Below are 20,057 nucleotides of genomic sequence, written 5' to 3' on the forward strand. Positions count from 1 at the left end.
GGCTATCAATCACGTTGTGCTGTCTTGAACATTAATGCTTCAGCATAATTCCAAGTGAATTCTCGCTCCCTGGTGGTTAGGTTCCAACTGTATCGCTTCATTAAAACGTTTTTTGGCCTCATCTTTTTTACCGAGACCCAGTAATCCAAGACCCAGCATGAACAGGCAGTGGGTTTGATTACGCTTGTTCAGATCATCTTCAAATACCAGAAAATCAGGTAAGGATACGGCAAAGTAATCAATTTTAACATCATCAAACAGATGTCTTTCTGCGTAATCAATCAGCTTGTTGAAGCGACGCTTTGCTTCTTTTGAATTGTTCAGTTGATCCCACGCTAGCCCTTGATAGAATATCATCTCTGGCGGCTGATCATTATAATACATCGCACTAGCGGGTTCTTCTAACCCCTCTGAAGCAAGTTTCCAATGAACAATGGCATCTTCTTGTTGTCCAAGTCCCTGATAAGCGAGTCCAAGTTCATAGTTCACATTGTTTTCTTGTGCGCCTTCAAGTTTACCTTCGCCCAGATTCTCAGGATAATGGAACGCCCGTTGTAGTAGTGCAACAGCATCTTGATACGATTCTCGTTGGTTCTCCTGCTTGGCAAGCTCAACTAGCGCAAGCGTATATTGTCCTGTCGTTTTCCCTTCTCCCCCTTCCCAAGGATGGAAACGTCGACCCAACAACAATGACAAGGCTTCATTATGTTCGCCCAAAGTATTCAGCACGGTAATATATTCGAGGTAAAGGTCGTCACGATGTTCGACAAGATGCATATGTTTCTGAAGTTTCGTCAACCGTTCCTGTGCAGAAACGCCAGTCTTTTTATATAACTGATCTAGCTCATAAAAAACGCGGGCATCTTGTTGATCACATTCAAATGCTTGGTTAAGCGATTTTAATGAAGCTTCTGCATCACTTTCTTTATTGTAATAAGCCAAGGCAAGATTGCGGTGTGCTGTTGCGAATGTACTGTCAAGACGAATAGAGATTTCCCAATGATGAATGGCCTCTTCTGCTCGTTTTTTATCATAATAAAGGTTTGCTAGATAATAATGTGCTTTACTATCTGATGGATTTTGGTTAACTGTATGCAGCAATACGCTCAGATCGAACAGGCTATTCGGGAAACAATAATCCGGTGCAGCATTCTCACCAATGTGACGTTCTTGCCCTGCTTTATCGCTCTGTCCCAACTTGTCATAGACATAAGCTAGTGTGTAATGAACCATCGGATATGTCGATCCACCCTGTAACGAGCGTATTTCTTCTAACACATGAGCTGCTTCCTCGAAAAAGCCACTTCCTGCATAATCCCAAGCCAGATTCAAGAAGTTATGTGCATCATCTCGCATGAACTGGTACAGCTCAGTTTGTACGATATGAGCCTCCTCACTTTTAGCTTTTGCTTCAAGATTCATGAATTTTTCGTATCTCGCGCCGAAATCTGCAATATCCATCGTTAGCGTTTCATCAGCAAAAGCAATGGCCTCTTCGTGACGACCCAACTTGCGAAGCAGCGCCGTTTTAACCAATCTTGATTTGTAGTTTCTAACATTACGAACCAGTGAACGTTCTACCAGATCCAGAGCTTCTAGATATGCTCCCCTCTCGGATGCAATCTGGCTTAATGCATAGTAGCCACTGTCCTGATAAGCTGAAGACCATACTGCCTTATAAAATGCCTTGAAGGCTTCTTCATTCCGTTCTTGAAGTCGAAGCGTTAAGCCAAGTTGGTAGTAAGCTTCACTATCGTATGGATTCGGGTTGCGCCAGGTCAATGATTGGATGGCCGTACGGAAATGTGTTTCCGCCTTTTCCAGTTCACCTCTTCGAAGCAAAAGTGTACCATAAGCGACATTCAGACGGATGTCAGTACGATCTCTTCTTAATCCTTCCTCATAGTAGTCTTCCGGTTCGAAGGTAGCATGTCGATATTGCTCCAAATGAAGTCCGGCAAGATACAATTGCTCTGTGCTTTTCAGCTCTTCTGGAAGAGGCAGCGGCTTCGCGGCATCTGGAATCTGTTCAATGGATGGCTTGGCTGGTCTATAACTGATGAGTAAGTTCTGTTCAGAATCCCGTACCGTTAAGAGTAAATCATAAGGTTGGTCTCCATCATCCAACGTAATGACCGATTTATAAGTTAACTCTGGAGAAAGAGTTACATTTTCCTTCACATACGTACGTTTATGTCCCTTTAATTCAACTGTCGCGCCTTCAAATACAGATGTAGCGTAGGCCATGACTGTCGCAACTCGAAGCGCTTCATCCACTTCCAAATTCACTGCAGCATCGATGGAAGCGTTCTTAACCACTCCAATATTTTTGTAAGGCATGAAATACTGGGTAAACGATTTTTCTTCATATGGCTGGAGCCATGTAAAATCAGGTTGGTTGTCGGTGAATACACCAGTCATCAACTCAATGTAAGGTCCATCTTCATCCGTTAAACTTCGATCCCAAGCTTGACCGAATTCGCCATTCCCCCATGTCCATTGCTTCTTACCTGGAGAAACATGATGATTGGCTACATGCAGCAGTCCTGCCTGGACGCTATGGTCATAACCTCCCACAAAATTATAGTCAGACTTGTACGCCATGTATGAAGTAGGAACCGGTATATTTTTGTATCTAGAGATATCGACACCCTCAGAATAATCCATTTTGTAATACGTACCTGTAGCAATAGGGAATTTCGACACATCTCGTTTTCCGTGATCAAATACAGCTGTCACATCTGGAGGAAATACCGTTTGAGTATGATCATTCACCGCAACGGCAGGATTTGCCCACCATAAGAAGGTTTGCGGTTCAGATGTACGATTGTACATCTGTGCAGTAATTTCGATATAGGCTTTGCCTGGATGCAATGTGAATCCTGTCGTTACTTTAGTACCGTACATTCGATCGATCTCACTAACCCACACCGTAGCGCTACCATCTTGGTTCTCCGTAACCGTGTGCTGTACAGCTCCAAATGTATTAGGTCGGTGATGCTGGGGCCAGTTAAACTCGATGCCTCCTGAAATCCATGGGCCAGCAAGTCCAACAAGTGCCGGTTTAATGACACGATTATAGTAAACGAAATCATAATTGTTCGTTTTATCTAACGCACGGTAGATTCGACCGCCAATTTCCGGCATGATCTCGATTCGAACATATTCATTTTCGAGAATAGCCATTGAATAGGTTTGGGCTACCTTCTCATCCATGATCTTATCGATGACCGGAAGTGGATACACACGTCCGGTGCTTCCCTGATATACTCGCTTCTCTAGGAACATGGGATTCTTGTCAGGTTTACCCGTTCCGTAGGTAGGGATTTCAACTTTTTCCTCCCAAACACGAACCTGATTAGATACAGCCGATGATGAATCATTTGCACTCATATGTGATCCTCCTTACTATTTATAGCTTTAATTTAATGCTTTATTAGCCTATAAACAATTAACGAAAGTCGGTAGTTAATGGACTATATTCTTGTATGTAATTTTGGAAGAGCCCCAATTAATAAAGGGTCATATGAATACATTCGAAAATATTCTTAAAAGAAACGTAAGTGAACAAGGCAATTTCGTAGAGAAAAACTTAATAGTTGTCCTAAACTCATATCCTCCATCTGCTGAACTCTCGGAAATCTGCCGATGTGTACCTATTAGAGGCTGAGCCGTATACTCAGCCATAAATTTTTCAAGGATTCTTCATCGTTCAACATTAGTTTTCATGCACACTTCGGTATTCGGTTGGAGACAACCCGTTGCGTTTCTTGAACGTTTTACTAAACTGGTAGACGTCCGAATAGCCGCATGCTCTGGCGATATCGGAGACGGAATCACTTGTGAACCGGAGCCGGCGAACTGCATGCTCATTACGAAGCTGATTCAGATACTCCTTGGGGCTGCACCCGTACCGAGCTGCAAAAGTTCTGCGTATATAAACAGGTGAGAATCCCGTCTGCTCAGCCAATTCGGTAATCCGTAACTCGGTAGGAAATTCTGTATCTAGCTTCCCTTTGAAATCTCGTAGTGCCTCTATTATACCGTCCTCATCACTGTGTCTCCCTCCTGCTTCAGCGGCTTCATGGATCTCTTGTATCAATCGATACCAGACTGACTTCACTCTAGCCTCTCGCACCAGATCTCCAGGCACCCATTCCCTCTCTGCTTCCCGGAATTGTTCCCCTATCCTGCTCGTACGCTCACTTTGCAGAGGCATCAGAAATGGAAGTCTTAGCCGCTCAATCGGCGTAGGTTTATCCCATTCATTTTCATTTTTAATAAGCGAAGCACAATCGAACAGAATCATCGTCATACGAAGTGGGTGTGCATCAGACGATTTCATGTATAGTGGCAGTCCCGGCCATAGGTATACTAATGTTCCTCCGCCAACCTCGATATCTCTCTCCTCACAACGAAACGTTCCCTTCCCACTGTAAATGTAATAAAAGGTATGCCCCGTTACCGTCTGCCTTATATCTTCCCACCCTGGCAATGGCGGCTTGGCAAGTACCCAATGGATGTGCACTACCATATTTCCCAAAGCATAGTCCATAACATAACCCCCCCTTTTTCTATAATAGTATCATTTTTGACAAATGATGAAGATTGTTTTTACCATTGTCGCTACCTTGGTTCGAATGCTACACTCCCAACATACAGACCATCCAAGATGTTCTATTGCAAAAATATAATGGAGATGATGATTATGATTCGAACGTATCAGCAGCATCGACTTAGGGATTCGCAACAGCTTGATGGATTATGGGATTTCGTTTTTGACAAGGACGATGTCGGAATAACTGAAGGGTGGATTACGAATTTCCCGGCCAATCCTGATCGTGTACCTGTACCAGGTTGTTGGAATAACGAGCTCGGTAAATACGAATACGAAGGTGTGGCATGGTACCGTACCTGGGTAATCCTTGACAATCCTAGTCACCTGCGTCTACTGTTTCACGCTGTAATGGGACATGCCGATGTCTATTGGAATGGACAGCATTTAGGATATCACTATGGTGGATTCACTCCGTTTGACTTTACAATTCCTAACGTTACTTCCGGTGTACACGAACTCATTGTCCGTACAGACAGTACACTTGGAACGAACACGTTGCCCTATCATATTGTAGATTGGTTTCATTACGGGGGGATCATTCGTCCAGTAGAGATACAACGTTTGTCAGATGTATGGGTTGAGGGAATGCGGATTACCTATGAGATGACAGGCGATTCTAGCGCAAATGTCCGAATCTTACTTAAGCTTAATTCATTATCTGATAAACCCCTTGAAGTCCCTGTTTCACTCTATCGGAACAATGATATTTTCCAAAATGAGAACGCTTACTTACCGGCAATGGGAAGCACGGAACTTTTGCTGGAACAACAATGGTCAGACCTTCAACGTTGGGATCCCGAAGACCCTACCCTGTACCTATTTCGAGCAGTCGTTGGACAGGACGATCTGACTGAACGCATTGGTTTCCGTACGATAGAGACGCGAGACAAGAAGATTATACTGAATGGCAAGGAGCTATACTTACAGGGTGTTAACCGGCATGAAGAGCATCCCGAGTGGGGGTTCGCTTTTCCCAACAAATTGATGACCAAGGAACTGGATATCATCCGCCAGATGGGATGCAACACTGTGCGTGGGTCACATTATCCTCAGAGTGAGTACTGGATCGACCTGCTTGATGAGCAAGGCATCCTGTTCTGGAGTGAAATACCGATATGGGGTGCTGCTTTTCCCGCCAAGGAAACGGACGATCCTCTCTTCGTGGAACGCGCGTTAACCATGATGGATGAGATGATCGAGCGAGATTTCCACCATCCATCTATCCTGTTCTGGTCTGTTCATAACGAAATTGATACACGCTCTCAGCAGGCTTATGATCTATCCGTCAAAATGACTGAGCTCGTTCGGGAAAAAAATTCATCTAGACTTGTCGCATTTGCCACGATGCACCCTATGACTGATATCTGTCTTGGACTATTCGATGTTATTGGAATTAACTATTACGGTGGATGGTACTTCGGTCATGTTGAGTTCGAAGAAATGCTCCAAGTCTTTCATGAGCGTTGCAACGAATATGGAGCTGAACATACCCCGGTGCTCATGACTGAATTCGGCGGAGCGGGAGTCTATGGAGATTCTGGTTGGGAACCACGCTTATTTAGCGAAGACTATCAGGCTGATCTACTCGGCAAATCGCTGAAGCTCTTCCGAAGCGATCCTAAGATTAGTGGCACTTATGTGTGGCAGTTCGCTGATACGCGTGGTCAACTCCTAAGCCATCAACCACACTTTAGAGACAGGGCACGCTCCTTCAATAACAAGGGGCTGGTTAACGAATATCGAAAACCCAAACTTGCTTATCGTGTGGTTAAGGGGATTTACACCGACCATAACGATCCGTACAACTGGGGTTCTACACTGAACTAGATACCGTCATTCCCATGATATAAACATCATTAAGGATAATCAGGAGGGCGATGGGTTTATGATCAAGCACACAAAAAAGTTCAACAGGTATACTGCTGTATTCATTATCACAGTACTATTCACAACGACTTTAGCCGCGTGTAGTGGTCAACAAACCGATTTAACCAAGCAAACAGATCCAGACCAACCCTTAACCAAACTTACGTATTGGGTTGACTTGTTCCCCGATGCCGCTGCGATTATGAAAAGTTATGGAGAAGTGACGGCTTGGAAGGAAATTCAAGCAAAAACCGGCGTAGAGGTCGAATTCCAACACCCAGCGCAAGGACAACTTGGAGAGCAATTCAACTTAATGGTTGCATCAAACAAGCTGCCTGATGTTGTTGATTATGGCTGGAATGCTTACCCTGGTGGAGCGCAGAAGGCGATCAGAGATAAGAAGCTTGTCCCTTTAAATGACTACTTGGAATATGCTCCAAACCTGAAGAAACTTCTTGAAGATAATCCTGAGTGGAGAAAAATGGCTTCTACTGACAACGGGGACATCATTGGCTTCCCTTTCATCCGTGAAGATGTCACCCAACAAGTGTTCCTTGGGCCTGCGATCCGTCAAGATTGGCTGGATAAGTTGAATCTCGACACACCAACGACCATTGACGAATGGTATACCGTTTTGAAAGCGTTCAAAGAACAAGATCCTAACGGTAATGGCAAAGCCGACGAAATTCCAATCCTTATGCCGGCAGGCGAGCTAGCTTTTGCAGGTGCATTTGGAACCCCTAATGATTTCTATCAGGATAATGGGACTGTCAAATACGGCCCGATTGAACCTGGCTACAAGCAATACTTGACCACCATGAATCAATGGTATAAGGAAGGTTTACTCGATAAGGATTTTGCAACCAATGATGCCAAAATGACAGATGCTAAGATCACAGACGATCAGGTGGGATCTGCGGTGCTATTTCTCAATGGCGGAATCGGAAAATATATGGACTTAATGGCGAAGAGCCAGCCTGATTTTCAAATCGTCGGAACCCCCTACCCAACATTAAATCCTGGAGAAAAGCCTGTATTCGGACATATGGATAATCCCGTAACGGGTATTTTTGCAGCCATCACAGGCAGTAATCAAAATGTGATTGGTACTGTAAAATTCCTGGACTACTTGTACAGTGAGGAAGGCAAACGCATCATGAACTTTGGTAAAGAAGGTGAAACCTATACACTGGTGGATGGTACGCCCAAGTATACGGATGTTATTTTGAAAAATCCTGACGGACTTCCCATTTCCCAAGCCTTCCGAAAGCATATTATGGGTGCTACCTCCGGGCCATTCGTACAGGATGTACATCACACAGAGCAGTACACAACGAAACCACAACAAAAAGAAGCTATGGCAATGTGGTCAGACACAACACAGGTCAAAAGAATGCCTCCCGTTAGCATCTCTGTAGAAGACAGTAGCCGCTACTCCTCCATCATGACCGATATCAATACGTTCAAAGATGAAATGGTTCTGAAATTCATCATGGGTTCAGAGTCGCTCGATAACTTTGATAACTACGTAGAGATGTTAAAAGGCTTGGGCATCGAAGAAGCGATTCAAATTCAGCAATCCGCTTTGGAAAGATACAACAATCGATAGGTATGGCTAACCATCCGGAATATGGCGGACGATCGTCTGCCCTATTTCGGACATCCGGGAGGGACAATTTCATGCCTGAGTTAAACAGTAACCCTGTGCAAACAAGCACAATACCTAATGAAAGCAAAAAAAGTATCATCAAAAAGGATCTTGTTCGTAATCGTTTTATCTATTTGATGCTTGTTCCTGTCTTGATTTATTATGCCATTTTTCATTACGGTCCAATGTATGGTCTGTTGATTGCCTTCAAGGATTACGGTATAGCAGATGGAGTATGGAACAGTCCTTGGGTTGGTCTGGCTCATTTCCAGAACTTTTTTGAAAGCCCTTACTTCTGGAGACTTTTACGTAATACGTTAATGATCAGTCTGTATGAATTACTGTTTGCCTTCCCTGCCCCAATCATTCTAGCGCTGTTACTGAATGAAATTCGTGTCATGATCTTCAAACGGGTTGTGCAGACGATTAGTTATCTCCCACACTTTATATCCATTGTGGTTGTGGCTGGTATGATGGTCGACTTTTTTGCCCGCGATGGCTTGATTAATAATTTCCTCGGCTTTTTTGGTTTAGAACCAACGGCATTCCTACAAGAGTCGGAATGGTTCCGCTCCATCTATGTATCCTCGGGGGTCTGGCAAGGTATAGGGTGGGGCTCCATTATCTATCTCGCTGCGATGTCTTCCATTGATCCAACACTTTATGATGCAGCTCGTATTGATGGTGCAGGGCGCTGGAAGCAAACGCTGCATATTACGATTCCAGGCATTATGCCTACGATCGTAATCCTGTTCATTCTGAATGTAGGTGCGATGCTTGCTGTCGGAAGTGAAAAAATCATTTTGCTATACAACCCGCTCACTTACGAAACAGCCGATGTCATCTCTACCTATGTTTATAGAAAGGGTATTCTTGGAGCCGATTTTGGATACTCCGCTGCAGTAGGCCTGTTCAATTCAGTCGTCAGTTTCATTTTACTTATACTCGCCAATACCGTCAGCAAGCGAGTAAGTGAACATAGACTTTGGTGATAAGGGGGTCGTGAAGAATGCAATATAAACGTTCTCTGGGAGAAACTATATTCTCATGGTTTAATATCTCCTTTATGCTTTTGCTATGTTTTGCTACGCTGTATCCTTTTATTTATATCCTCTTAGCTTCCATAAGCGACCCAACCGAGATATCCAGGTTTCGCGGGATGCTCCTCTATCCAAAGGGATTTAGCATGGATGCTTACACAGCCGTACTTCAAAATCCTATGGTACTCACAGGATATCGGAATACGCTCTTCTATGTCATAGCGGGTACAGCCATCAATCTAATTATGACCACCCTTGGCGCTTATGCTCTTTCCCGTCGTAACGTTTATTTCAGAAACCATATTATGCTCTATATTGTGATTACCATGGTGTTCAGTGGTGGACTTATTCCCTCTTTCCTTCTCATTAATAATCTTGGCATGTTAAATACACCTTGGGCTCTACTCTTGCCGGGAGCGATTAATTCTTTTAATTTAATTATTATGCGAACCGCGTTTCAGACCATCCCTGCGAGCTTAGAGGAATCCGCACGCATTGATGGAGCGAATGACTGGGTCATTATGACCCGAATTATCATTCCGCTCTCGATGCCAGTTATTGCCGTCATGATTCTATGGTACGCTGTAGGGCACTGGAACTCTTATTTTAATGCTCTAATCTACTTACGTGACCGTGAACTGTTCCCACTGCAACTTGTGCTCAGAGAGATCCTCATCTCTAACAGCACAGACAATATGATGACAGGTGCAGCTACCGGTGATCGGATGGATATAGGCATTACGATTAAGTACGCAACAATCATTGTATCGACGTTACCCATCTTGGTTCTTTATCCGTTTCTGCAAAAATACTTTGTGCACGGGGTTATGATCGGTGCCCTCAAAGAGTAACAGAATAAGAGAGCATAATAGACGTTAGCATTTAACCGACATCATTATAAAACAAAATCAAGGGACAACCATCCGTAACGAGATGTGTTGTCCCTTTTGACATTTGAGTTTGCTTTGTACCATAACGTCTGCTTTGTACTATAACTTTTATTGCATACCATACACACTGCATAGCTACATTCTTATTGGGCTACAGCCTGAACGCTATGCTCTTTGCGAGTGATCGCATATATTGCTGTAACAAGCCCAAGAAGAATTAGAATTGATCCAACCCAGCCTGTGTGTTGAATGGCTGAATGATCAATGACCATGCCACCAATGTAAGTTCCTAGCGCAATACCCGCATGAGCAATACCAGAATTGGTACTGATCAACGTATCTGCTGTCTCTGGCGAAGTTTTGATGATTAGACTATTCTGCACAGGTGTAACCGTCCAGCTTAGAGCACTCCAAACACTCAACAGCAGTAAGAAAGCTATTAGAGGCAACCCCACACTGACTGGAATCAGTGCCATCGTAATCATAAACGGAACTAATACAATAATGATTGCTTTGGCTGGATGTAGCCGATCGGATAACAAACCTCCAATACCTCCTCCAGCAACTGCAGCAATACCAAACATGACATAGATGAATGTCACCATCGTAGAACTAGCTCCAATCGTCGCCTGAAGGAAAGGTGTGAAATACGCATACAGCGTTAAGTGACCCGCAAGCACTAATAAGGTCGTTGCATGAATTGCCAACATTCGCGGATTCCATAGTGCAGACAATTGCTTCTTAAGCGGTACAACAGGGATCGGCTGCACACGATCCATCGCAATACTAATAGCAACAATCACTAGAGCTGTCAAAATTGCAATAAAGATAAACACTTCTCGCCATCCAGCCATATTACCTACGAAGATGCCAAGCGGCACACCCAGAATGAGTGATGCACTTCCCCCCATCGTAATGATCCCAACGGCTCGCCCTTTATACTGCGGTTCCACAATACGAGCAGCGAGAGTCAGAGAAAGCACAAAAATTAATGAACCCGTTGCAGCACCGAGTGCCCTGCCAGCCATCAGCATGTAAAAGTTCACACTGAACGCGGAGAATAGATTACTTATTAGAAACACAACTAATGTGCACAAATACACCTTTTTACGCTCGAATCGGGCTGTTACATTCAACAGAATAGGTGCAGATATCGCATAAACTAATGAAAATATAGAGATCAAATATCCCGCTTTGGCGTAGCTCAGGTGTAAATCTGTTGCAATCAAGTCCAGAATTCCACCCAAAATAAGTTCAACGGTTCCGACAACAAAGGCCGCAATCGCTAAAACATATACTTTTTTATTCATGTTCCGAATCCTCCTCAAAAGTTACAACTACGATAGTAACCTATGGGAGAAAAGATTTCAATAAAAAAAACTATTCTGCAATAGAATAGTTTTGAAATGACATTGACGCCTTGATCACTAACTTTGCTCAAGAGTTAATTTACAATCATGTTCACAATTGTTAATTCGCAAACTGACTTTTAGTCTTCGTTTAGTCTTTAATTTTAATAAATCAGTCGGGCAAGTAACTTGGAAATCTCTTGATCCTGTAAGAGCTGATCGCCATACTTTTTCGTAATTTGCGTGAGCGCAATATCATGATAGAAATAATCTGTTAGCGCTTTAACGATCGGTTTGGACGTCGTCTTAATCGCTTTCCACGCCTCGTTCTCAATGCCTGCAAACAGCAAATACGCATGATCCACGATCAGCAACTGAGAAGGTTCGAGATGGTTTCCCTCTAGCATCGGAATTAAGGAATATCTGCGGGAAAGCGACGTCTCCAATCCACCGACCGCAAGCACCTCTACGTATAATCCCTGCTTCTCTTTTTGCTCTAATAATGGACGATACTTCTCCATCTGTTCACTCCAGGCAAGCAATAAAATAGAAGAATCAGCCTCTTCAATCAGCTGCTCTATATTGGAGGCTATAGAGGTCTCGTCCTTTAACGTCCAGATGTGTTCGTCCGAATACGTTCGCTTGATTTTATAACTCTTCAGCTCTTCAATATCACTCTCAAAATCTGCTCTGATCTTGAGAATGATCGACTGGAGATCCACAGCCAAATACAACTTTTTCTTGCCGTTCATGGTTGTAAGGACTGCCCCTTTATCAATCAATCGATTCAACACCTCATATATTTTCGCTTTAGGTACATTCGAGTGGTTAACAATGGAGGTCGCATCAAGGGGTTCATTTTGAGCAAATATTGCCTCGTAGACTTGGCTTTCGTATTGGGTAAATCCGAATTTTTGTAACATGGACCGATCTCTCGCATCCTTTCTCTTCAGACAAAGTACAGCATGAATGATAGCACTTTCTCAAGTTTAGTCGTACTTTCAGTTTAGTCGCCCAACCTTCCTCTGTCCAGTTCCTGCCAAGGACATTGTAACAGTAGAATCCTCATATTATGCAGGCTCATTGGTTATATTAAACACCAGGTTGCACATTTCCCTTATACCTAAGGAGCTGATCTCATTCATGGAAAGCACGAAAGAATTTGTTAAAAAAGTGAACGATAATGCCGAGAAAGCGCGTCATAACAAAAACAATGGTAAAGGCACACCCGGTGACAAACTGCCTAATAAGCAACACAGCACGAATAAATAAACAGGTTAGATCTACTGCACATGAAGATTCAATCCGTATTTCCATATTAGAAAAAACCAAAAAAAGGATCTCTGTTTTAGAGATCCTTTTCTAACACATCTATTATTGATTCGTCTTAATAATTTCATTAACTTCCTGTGTAATCTGGTCGCCACCAAGCTTTTTCCAATTGGCAACAAAATTGTCAAACTCGTCGATGGACAGATTACCATAAATAATCTTCAAGAACGTCTCCGCTCTTAATTTATCCAAGGTTGCCTGTTTCGTGTTCATCGTTCTTGTTGGTGCGTAGATGAACTCATTCATAACGATCAGATCGTTGTCGCGATAATGTTTAATGACTGCCTGTGAGCTCTCTGGACCGAAGATTCGTTCCATATGCCATTTATCCAGATTGCCATTACGGTAATCCATAATATCATCATAGAAGAGTTTGGCTTCCAGCTCTAATCCAGATGTATCGCCTGATTTTAGCGCTTGCTCTACTTCATCTTGGGCTTTTACATTTTTGTTCGCCGGAAGATTAGATATCGTTGCATTATGGAAACCAAGTCCTGTTAGACCATTCAGGTATTTTTCACGCTCAGTCTTGGCAGACTCACCAAACATCTTCTCTGCTTGAAAATTCAACAGCTTAACGACTGCTTCAGGATGCTCATATCCTTTGCGGACGGCAAAGATTCCACCAAGGCTCAGATGATTTTGTGTCTTTGCAGGTTCTGCATCAATGGATTGCACTGGGTACGGCAGCCAATCAACATTCTTATCCTTCTTGATCATACTGCTAACCTGGAATGGAGCCCATTGAGGCAGGAAGAACATACCTGACTTGCCTGCATTCACATCCTCCATCATCTTCGCAAAATCCTTAACCCCGAATTCTGGGTCAATGACACCCTTCTGATACAGGTTTTGCAGCTCACGCAATCCTTCTTTCACTTCAGGTTGAATGGTTCCATTCACGACTTGACCTGAACCATCCTTAATCCACGTTTCCAGATATCCATGATAACCCAGCAAGAATGCGTTAATCGGTAAATCTTTGTTCAATGCGATACCGAAAGTATCATCCTTTCCGTTTCCATCCGGATCTTCAAACGTAAATGCCTCTGCAATTTTAATGACATCTTGCATCGATTTTGGAGCTTCCAACCCTACGTTTTTGAGCCAGTCTTGACGAATCCAGATCATGTCGGAAGAATCAAGTGACCCTGGGAAACTGACCATGGCGTATATTTTGCCATCTTTGGTTACCGGCTTTAATCCAGCTCCATCCTCAGCGGACATAAATTCTTTTACTAGATCTGATGCATATTTATCATACACCTCTGTGAGATCCTCAATCATACCCGCTTCGTACAATTGCTCGAATTGCACAGCACTAACTTTTAACACATCGGGTAAATCACCACTCGCGAGCGTAACGTTCATTTTATCATTGTAGTTAGCATCAGGAACAATCCATTCGTACGATACGTCAATGCCTAGTTCATCCATGTAGCCTCTCGTCCAGATGTTCTTGGCATGTGTATCTCCAGAAGCTAATGATTCTTTGCCTGTTTCATTCATTGTAGAGGTCAGCTTAATCGGTGGATCATACTTGGTAAGCGGCCCTCCTGCATCTTGCTGGGTACTCGGCTTAGCTTCTTCTTCTCCACTTCCTGCGCCTGATGAGCAAGCAGCGAGTGTTGCCGCCAAAACCATGGATAAAGTAAGTAATGAGAATCTTTTGAATGACACTTTCATGCGAATCCCCCTTTTTCTCCTCCGTGAGGTATATGTTCATTTTATTAAGAAAGCGCTATCACTTCGAGTGGACGCCGTTTACATCTGGTATCTTTAATTGACCACTTAATGGGATAAACTCGTTTTTTGATCTCGATATTCCTGAGGTGTACAGCCCGTAGCTTTTTTGAAGAATCGATAGAAATAATGCTGATCACTGAAGCCCACTTTGGCGGAGATTTCATGCATTTTACATGCAGAACCGAGCAGCAGTTCTTTACTAAGCTCAATTCGCCGTTCATGGATATAATCGGATATCCCCTTACCTGTAATCCGTTTATACCACCGCGATAGATATGAAGGGTTTAATGAAACTTCTTGTGCGATTCGAGTCAGGGAGAGATCGTCTGCTAGATGATGCTTGATGTATAGATGAATGGTCGTTAGAATCTGGGACTGATCATTTAGACGTGTATTGCTCCTTTTGGATATGATCCATTCCAATGCTGAACGATAGAAGATAACTAATTCGTGCCATGGCGTTTGGATATCAAAATACAACATTTGAGCCAGCTCTATTTCTTCCATTGCGGATTCATACAATCCCATTTCGTGCAGCACTTCGATTAATGCATTCCCTGCTCCAGTGTAGATATTCATGCGGAAGAAAGGATCTTGAAGTCCCTCGATCGATACCTCCGTCCATTTATCAAAAGAATCCACCCACTCCCTCTCCCCTGCCACAATGCGAACTTTGATCTGATCCATATGCAGTGCTGCAACTGCCTGACGGTTTACCATATTGGGTGTGTAATTAAGTGCATGCTGCACCTGTACACGTAATAATTTTTCCATACCAAGTCCAGGGCCTGCATGCACCGACAAGCGCAATTGAGCGATCGCCGTATTCAGTTCCATCCAGTCCACCACCTGATCACTGACCATAATGGACACCGATAGATTCAGGCAATCCGCACAAGATTGTTGCACAGATTCCAGGGTTCCATATACGAAACGGAGCGTCTGCTCTCGTTTCTCTTGCGGGTTGGTCGCAAAGTGTGCATCCTGAGCCGATGGCTGAATGATGCAGGCAATCACTTGAAGGTCGAGATCAACAGACTTCACAATGGTTTTATCCTGAAGCAACTCTTCTGCGACATTAGCTACAGCGTAACGAATGAGGCTACGGTCTGCATGAGATTGATAGGTGTTCCAATCTTCGACTCGTATGATAATGGGAATGACAGGTTCTTCAGATCGAAAAGGAAGCTGCACAGCATCCAATTCCTCTTGAAGCGAAGCCAGCTCGTACCTTTCCGTTCGTTTCATGACATCAAGTAACAGCTGGCGCTGCAATTGGGGTAAAGCTCTAGGCAACTTACTGCGGAACCAAGCGTTCTGGTAGCGAAAATCATTTTCTTCTGCAATTTGCTGTAATGCCCGATCAACAGCTGCACGAATATGACTCATACCTTCCGTTTTCAGCAGGTAATCTACCACACAAGGATTGCGAATGGCTTGATGCGCATAATCAAACTCATTGTGACCTGTGAGCAGTAACACCTTGCATCTTGGCCAGCGATCCACAATTTTATCAATAAGCTCCATCCCATCCATGCCTGGCATGCAAATATCACTCAGCACAAGATCAATTTTGACCGAATTCAACCATTCGATTGCTTCATAAGCTGAATAGGCCTTAATAATCTCCATATCATGCAAATTTGCTTTCTGAAAGAATGCATATAATCCATCCAGAATAACCGGTTCATCATCCACAATAAGCATCCGCTGCATGTGTTCATTCTCCTCTCCAAGGCAGATGTATAATGATGCATAGACCACCCAGATCACTCCGCTCAGCAGTGAGGCCATAGTCCGCACCAAACTTAATTTGTAATCGTTGATGCACGTTAATCAGACCCGTAATCTCTTCATGTTCGTGGCGTAGAACAGACTCTTGAAAGCTGCTCTCAAACGAATGTTGCAGATCGTGCAGATCGTCATCAGTTAACTGATCCCCATCGTCTTCAATTCGGATGAGAAGCCTGTCCTGATCGGAATGATACGATAATTTCAATAAACCCCCGCGGCTGCGCTTGGACAGCGCATACTCAAAAGCATTTTCAACAATCGGCTGAATGATCACCCGCGGAATTGCAATCGCATGATAAGCTGCATCCATAGGCTCCACCTCTAGTTGTATCCTTGAGCCGAATCGGATCTGTTGAATAGATGCATAGATCATCGCATGTTCAATTTCAGCCCCCAGAGATACTTCAGATTGCGAATCCCGTGTCATATATCTGAAATACTGGCCTAGATAATCCGTGAATTCCTGAATTAATTCAACATGTTCAACCTCTGCCATTTGTTTGATACTAAACAGGCTGTTATATAGAAAGTGAGGTTGAATCTGTGATTGAAGATGCTTCAGTTCAGCCTCACTGGTTCGAATTCGAGCAACATAATTTTCTTCAATCAGCACATGTAAGCGTTCTATCATGTGATTGAAGCGAGAGTACAAATAACCAAATTCATCCCCTCTTGAAAGCGGAATCCGCGTCAGGGTATGCCCCTGCTCTGTCATTCGAAACCCTTTGACTAGTGCTGATAGCGGCTTGTGAATCGATCGATAAATGGAAAATGAGAAAATCAATATAATGACAATGGAAATAAGGGTTGAGATCCACAACCATAGCTTATATTGTTCCAGCGGTGCTTCAAGCACATCTTCAGCAATGCTGGACGTTAGGGTGAACGAATGATCTGCGTCATATAGAGCATAATGCAAGAAATCGTCTGAGTGATACCTCGTAATCTGCGATGATTCAGAGGTAGGCTCTGTCTGTGATGCGCGTTTCTGAACGGATGCAGCTTGGTCGGAAGAGGAAATCACAACCTGCTGCTTATCTCCAAAACTCAGCGTGATATCACTGCCACCTGTTTCAGAAAGCTGCTGCAATCTCTGCTTCAGTTCTCCAGACGATAAACGAATGCCTAGTATGAAATTGGGAGCTTCCTCATAATTCATGTTATATGGATTGCTTTTGAGAAAAAAGAGATCGCTGCCCGAATAGGACAACTCCCCATTCAGGTTACCCATGGTTGTCAGCAGGTTCTGCCATTCCTGATCCTCTACATTTCGAATACCATCAACCGCGCTTACACGCTTGTGTAAGGTGGGCACGTAATAGACAACATCGCTTATGTATGGGCTTGTCACCATAATCTGACTGAGCTTCTGATGGATGTCGTTCAAACTGGACGTTACTTCATACCTACTCATAATGGCTGATCGTGTGCTTAGTGTAGACATCAATTCATCAAATGAAAATTCATTGACCAAGCCACTCATGCGTTCTAACTCAAACTGTAAATGATTGTGGTAAAAATGCAGCTTGGATTCGTGCGCACGTTCCACTTCAGATTGCATCTGAGTAGAGCTGTAATGAGTAATCATAATGCTCATTCCGTATAACGGAAGGATAACAAGTACAAATGCCGCGATAAGTTTGACAACGATGGATTGATTCTTCCATCTACCACTGAAGATTCGCATGTTTTGTTTCCTCTCTCCTTTCTTCCAAGGAAAAAAAGGAGCCGACAATCGGCTCCTCCACATCAGTGTTCCTCTTCACAAATCTTATCCCTTCACACTTCCAACAACAAGCCCATGAACAAAATATCTCTGTAAAAATGGATACACAAGCAAGATGGGGATTACAGACAAGAAGATCTGTGATGCTTGGGTTGTTCTATCCGATACCTGACTGAGCAAGGTTGCATCTTCCAAAGTCATCATCTCACTCTGAATCATGGTCACTTGCTGCAGCATGGATTGTAGATACGTAGCTAACGGATAATGTTCCGGACTCTTCATATAGATCATGCCATCAAACCATGCATTCCAGTGTCCAACCATGGCGAATAACGTAATGGTTGCAATACTTGGCAGTGAAATGGGCAGGTAGATACTCCATAGCGTTCGTGCATGTCCCGCTCCATCCATCCATGAAGCCTCTTCCAATTCCTTAGGCAATCCTCTGAAGAAATTCAGCATCAGCAGTACATTAAAGATCGGAACCGCTCCTGGCAGAATTAACGCCCAGATGGAATCGAGCAACCCCGCTTCCTTCACTACGAGATACCCTGGGATTAGTCCCCCACTGAATAACATCGTGAAGACAAATATCCATGCATATGCTGTTCTTGCTCTGAATTTAGTTGCTTCCTTGGATAGAGGGTAGGCTACCAGAATCGTAAAGATCAGGTTGATGGAAACACCCAACACGACGCGAAGTAGACTTGTACCGAAGGAATTAAGAAATTGTTGATTTTCCAAAATGTACTTATACGATGATAGAGTGAAATCCACTGGCCAGAAGGTCACACTGCCTGCTTTTACCGCATCACTAGAGCTAAACGAAATAGCTAGTATATTCACGATCGGAAATAGACATAGCAAGGCAAGAATCGTAAGAATGACGTAATTGAATCCCAGAAACCAGCGATAAGCTCTCGATGCATGATGCATGTTCTTGCCTCCTTTCTAGAATATCCGATAATTAGCTAAGCGGTAAGCCAAGAAATAACCAAGCCCTATAAAAATGAAAGATACGACCGATTTAATGAGTCCTAGTGCGGTGGAAACTGAATATTGCGCATCCTGTAAGCCGATTCGATAGATCATCGTATCTAGGATATCCCCTGATTCATAAACTAGCGGATTGTACAGGTTGAACACTTGGTCGAACCCACCGTTAAGCACGTTGCCTAGACTAAGGGTGACCATCAAGATTACAATCGGACGAATTCCTGGTAGCGTGATATGCCATGTCTGTTTCCAGCGTCCTGCGCCATCCATAACAGAAGCCTCATAGAGCGACTTATCTATATTGGTGAGTGCTGCTAAATAGATGATTGTACCAAACCCGAATTCTTTCCACTGATCCGTGATGACGAGTATGTAGGGAAACCATTCGTTGCTGGCCAAGAATTGGATCGGTTCTACACCGATCGCTCGCAGTAACATGTTAACGATACCACTGCTTGGTGACAGCACATCAACAATGATCCCCGCTAAAATAACCCACGAAAAAAAGTGAGGCATGTAGATCACCGTTTGAATGGTTCGTTTGAAGCCCGTTTTCCGTACTTCATTCAGTAATAAAGCAACCATGACGGGAATAACAAGACCAGACACAATCTTCATCACTGAAATAAATACCGTATTCCACACCACTTGACTGAAACCTGGCAGATCAAATAAATATCTGAAATTGTCCAGTCCAACCCAACTCGTGTTTTTGAAGCCACCGATCGGCGAAAAGTTTTGGAATGCAATGGACAGGCCTGCCATTGGAATGTAACCGAATACAATAATGATGATCAGACCCGGTAGAATCATAAGATGAAGCGGAATGTTTCGTATAAATTGTCTGTAGTTGGAACGCATATGCTGTCTCCTCCTTCAGCTTAATTATAGGAGTAGGCAGAATCGGACCATAGTGTAGGCTATTGACTTTAGGTATCTTTTGTTGACTCATCACTTACAAATAAAAAAACACCCCCATCTGTAGAAAAACAACCTGTTTTCTACACGATGGAGGTATGATTTAACATTGAATGACCTATTTATAGCTGGAT

The 20,057-nt window shown here is 43.4% G+C and carries 14 protein-coding genes; 5 read left to right on the forward strand and 9 right to left on the reverse strand.

Annotated features, from left to right (window positions below):
* Positions 1-39: 39 nt before the first annotated feature.
* A complete protein-coding gene (locus MH215_RS05665; RefSeq protein WP_239288985.1) occupies positions 40-3,393 on the reverse strand; it encodes a tetratricopeptide repeat protein in 3,354 nt (1,117 codons plus the stop codon).
* Positions 3,394-3,718: 325 nt separating this feature from the next.
* Positions 3,719-4,555, reverse strand: a complete 837-nt coding sequence (locus tag MH215_RS05670) for an AraC family transcriptional regulator (RefSeq protein ID WP_239288987.1) — start codon at positions 4,553-4,555, stop codon at positions 3,719-3,721.
* Between the two features lie 153 nt (positions 4,556-4,708).
* Between MH215_RS05670 and MH215_RS05675 the strand changes: the two genes are divergently transcribed.
* The 4 genes from MH215_RS05675 to MH215_RS05690 all read left to right on the forward strand — a co-directional run bounded on the left by MH215_RS05675 (position 4,709) and on the right by MH215_RS05690 (position 10,023).
* A complete protein-coding gene (locus MH215_RS05675; protein WP_239288989.1) occupies positions 4,709-6,445 on the forward strand; it encodes a glycoside hydrolase family 2 protein in 1,737 nt (578 codons plus the stop codon).
* Between the two features lie 58 nt (positions 6,446-6,503).
* Positions 6,504-8,093 (forward strand): extracellular solute-binding protein, encoded by a 1,590-nt coding sequence (locus tag MH215_RS05680; RefSeq protein ID WP_239288991.1) that lies wholly within the window; start codon positions 6,504-6,506, stop codon positions 8,091-8,093.
* A gap of 71 nt (positions 8,094-8,164) precedes the next feature.
* Positions 8,165-9,124: an ABC transporter permease gene (locus MH215_RS05685; protein ID WP_239288993.1), complete on the forward strand. Its 960-nt coding sequence runs from the start codon at positions 8,165-8,167 to the stop codon at positions 9,122-9,124.
* A gap of 17 nt (positions 9,125-9,141) precedes the next feature.
* Complete coding sequence (locus tag MH215_RS05690; protein ID WP_056692000.1) at positions 9,142-10,023, forward strand: carbohydrate ABC transporter permease; 882 nt, start codon at positions 9,142-9,144, stop codon at positions 10,021-10,023.
* A gap of 182 nt (positions 10,024-10,205) precedes the next feature.
* Here MH215_RS05690 and MH215_RS05695 read toward each other — a convergent pair whose 3' ends face one another.
* Positions 10,206-11,372 carry an MFS transporter gene (locus MH215_RS05695; RefSeq protein WP_239288995.1) on the reverse strand — a complete coding sequence of 389 codons (1,167 nt, stop codon included), beginning with the start codon at positions 11,370-11,372 and terminating at the stop codon, positions 10,206-10,208.
* Positions 11,373-11,575: 203 nt separating this feature from the next.
* On the reverse strand, positions 11,576-12,334 hold the full coding sequence (locus MH215_RS05700) for a TrmB family transcriptional regulator (protein ID WP_239288997.1): 759 nt from the start codon (positions 12,332-12,334) through the stop codon (positions 11,576-11,578).
* Between the two features lie 220 nt (positions 12,335-12,554).
* On the opposite strand from MH215_RS05700, the gene MH215_RS05705 reads away from it, so the two are divergent.
* Positions 12,555-12,683, forward strand: a complete 129-nt coding sequence (locus MH215_RS05705) for a DUF4023 family protein (protein ID WP_128102369.1) — start codon at positions 12,555-12,557, stop codon at positions 12,681-12,683.
* Between the two features lie 102 nt (positions 12,684-12,785).
* Here MH215_RS05705 and MH215_RS05710 read toward each other — a convergent pair whose 3' ends face one another.
* From MH215_RS05710 to MH215_RS05730, 5 genes are all read right to left on the reverse strand, one after another.
* Complete coding sequence (locus tag MH215_RS05710) at positions 12,786-14,429, reverse strand: extracellular solute-binding protein (protein WP_239288998.1); 1,644 nt, start codon at positions 14,427-14,429, stop codon at positions 12,786-12,788.
* 105 nt (positions 14,430-14,534) lie between these two features.
* Positions 14,535-16,205, reverse strand: coding sequence for a response regulator transcription factor (locus tag MH215_RS05715; RefSeq protein ID WP_239288999.1), 1,671 nt, complete (start codon positions 16,203-16,205; stop codon positions 14,535-14,537).
* A gap of 4 nt (positions 16,206-16,209) precedes the next feature.
* Positions 16,210-17,970, reverse strand: a complete 1,761-nt coding sequence (locus MH215_RS05720) for a sensor histidine kinase (RefSeq protein WP_239289000.1) — start codon at positions 17,968-17,970, stop codon at positions 16,210-16,212.
* 84 nt (positions 17,971-18,054) lie between these two features.
* Positions 18,055-18,945 carry a carbohydrate ABC transporter permease gene (locus tag MH215_RS05725; protein ID WP_239289001.1) on the reverse strand — a complete coding sequence of 297 codons (891 nt, stop codon included), beginning with the start codon at positions 18,943-18,945 and terminating at the stop codon, positions 18,055-18,057.
* 15 nt (positions 18,946-18,960) lie between these two features.
* The gene (locus MH215_RS05730; protein WP_239289002.1) at positions 18,961-19,866 is read right to left on the reverse strand and encodes an ABC transporter permease; all 906 of its coding nucleotides are present in this window, start codon (positions 19,864-19,866) and stop codon (positions 18,961-18,963) included.
* Between the last annotated feature and the right edge of the window lie 191 nt (positions 19,867-20,057).

This window comes from Paenibacillus sp. ACRSA, from assembly GCF_022346845.1.
Taxonomy (GTDB): Bacteria; Bacillota; Bacilli; order Paenibacillales; family Paenibacillaceae; genus Paenibacillus.